The sequence below is a fragment of the Salidesulfovibrio brasiliensis JCM 12178 genome, assembly GCF_001311825.1.
Taxonomy (GTDB): domain Bacteria; phylum Desulfobacterota; class Desulfovibrionia; order Desulfovibrionales; family Desulfovibrionaceae; genus Pseudodesulfovibrio; species Pseudodesulfovibrio brasiliensis.
In genome coordinates this window covers 1-2101 of record NZ_BBCB01000155.1, presented here as the reverse complement: position 1 = coordinate 2101, position 2101 = coordinate 1, and the positions used below count along the sequence as shown (strand labels likewise).

The window sequence follows — 2101 nt, the reverse complement described above, 5'->3', positions numbered from 1 at the left end:
CGATCAGGCCTCAGAGCTTTTTTGACAGCACATCCTGAAGCATGACTTTGTCGAGACTCAGATCCGCTACCATTTGCTTGAGCTTGCGGTTTTCCTCTTCGAGCATCTTCAACCGGCGAAGCTCGCTGGTACCAAGCCCCCCATACTTCTTTTTCCAGCGACAGAAGGTCTGCTCGCTGATCCCCATTTTACGGATCACTTCCTTCACGGGAGTCCCATGCTCGGCCTGGCGCAACGCAAAGGCGATTTGTTCTTCGGTGTACCTTGATTTCTTCACGACGAAATCCTCCTACTTTCTGATAGTCGATTTCGCCGGAAAACTCAGATTGTCAGTGGGTCTATATCACGGGAGCAGGTCACTCCCATCTCCAATGTACCAGGGATGCTGACTCGCGTCACTTTGCTGCGCCACGCGAAGACGCCAATGGGGGAGAAAGACAGGCTGTAGTCCAAGATCGCCTCTTCCACGGTTTCATCCACGCGGTTGGAATGCGGCCCCTTGGGACCGGTCAGCCTGCCCAACGACCCATCCGCGCCGAACGTCTTGAAATTGCGACGGATTTCGTAGAACTGCTGGCGCGCGAGTATCCCATTACTTTTCAGGCCTTGCTTACGTTGCCAGCTCTAGCAGGCTGAACTTTCCTTCATGCTACTTCATCTTGGTGGTCATGGCGTACTCCTCATCGGGTTTGGTGAAGCTTCGTAACTCCATCCATCCCTGATCAGGGATAATTTTCGAATTTGAACGCAAGTATGGACTCCTGCCCTCCGGGGATATCTTTCGATTCTGTATATAGAGCTTTCGATGGCAAGTTGCATATGGTCCAAGTTCCTTCCCCTGCCAAGCTGTACATTTTTATGCCAACTAGATTTGCAAGCGTTTTAATTTTTATAATTCCAGGCTCTCGATCAGTGACTTGACTGGTGCCCAATTTCGTATCGCTTTGACTAACCGGTTCGCTCTGCCAAAGTACAGTAACATAACCACTGCTCGTTCCACTCGCGTTGTAGAACAGCTGATCTGTGAGATCAGTAGTCAATACATAGAGATCAGATGTAAGGAATATAGCGTGCTTGTTGTCAACCCACACAGTGGGATGAGAAAAAACCTTATACAGGATTTCGCCACTTGTACGTGTGTCGGCATTGACTGTCCAATATGCATTCGGAGGTGTTTGATACAGTATTGAAAGATTCGCACTTACCTCTTGGGCTTTATAGTATGTTGTTGCGGCTTCGTGTGCCGTAACTCTAACGGTACCGGTTCCCCCGAGCGCCGTAACTACGCCCTCCGCACTTACTTCGCATATATCGTTGGGCTCTACTGAATAGGTTACGGTTCCGCCATTCCCACCCGTGACCTCTAGTTCGATCGGGTCATCGTGAACTTTTGTTGAACGACTGTTCATAAGAAGCGCATTTCCGCTCCCCTTGCCGACCTGATCAGTTGGAGAGGACTCTTTCGCACCTCCAGACCATGGTTCAATTGGAGACACACGCACAATGAATCGCCTTTGTTCATCATAGTCTGTTTGCGTTGGTGTGTAATCTGTTCCAGAATGATTAAGACTCACCCAATTATTGTCGTTGTTCTTATCATACAGCCACTCGATAGAAACATCGGCAATTTCGGGAACAACTTCAACAGTAATCTTTTCGCCCACTTCGGCGTCCCCAACTATCTCGACGCTTCTCACATTTCGTGTAATCTGGTCTGTCACAAGGCTGGTAAGGGTTCCGTTCCATGGCGCTTCAGCTGTTACGACTACTCTGAGATACTTCCCAAAATATTCTTCAGGTACGGTGAATGTCGATGATGTAGCTCCAGGGATCTCAGAAAATCCTGTACCTGGATCACTTGAATATTGCCACAAGTACGAGCCGGTTGCACTGGGCGGCGCAATATTGGCTGTAAGGGTATCACCAACATTTCCGGCACCGGTGAGAGTAACCTCTGTTATGTCCCCGGTCACCTTGGAGGTGGCAGCACTCGTGGCCTCGCCGGAGTAGTCGCCGGTGCCGGTCACCTTCACCTTGAGGTACTTGCCGCACTCATTCGTGGTCAGTGTATAGGTCGAGGAATCCGCACCACTGATGTCAT

General features: G+C 49.9%; 1 protein-coding gene and 2 pseudogenes. All 3 read right to left on the bottom strand.

Features of this window, described 5'->3' with window-relative positions:
• Positions 1–16: 16 nt before the first annotated feature.
• Positions 17–277 (bottom strand): annotated as a pseudogene (locus JCM12178_RS17260) (transposase); the annotation flags it as partial.
• A 123-nt stretch (positions 278–400) separates the two neighbouring features.
• Positions 401–599 (bottom strand): annotated as a pseudogene (locus tag JCM12178_RS20135) (IS481 family transposase); the annotation flags it as partial.
• 123 nt (positions 600–722) lie between these two features.
• Positions 723–2101 (bottom strand): hypothetical protein (locus JCM12178_RS18845; RefSeq protein WP_172677182.1); only part of this gene is annotated, 1379 nt, incomplete at its 5' end.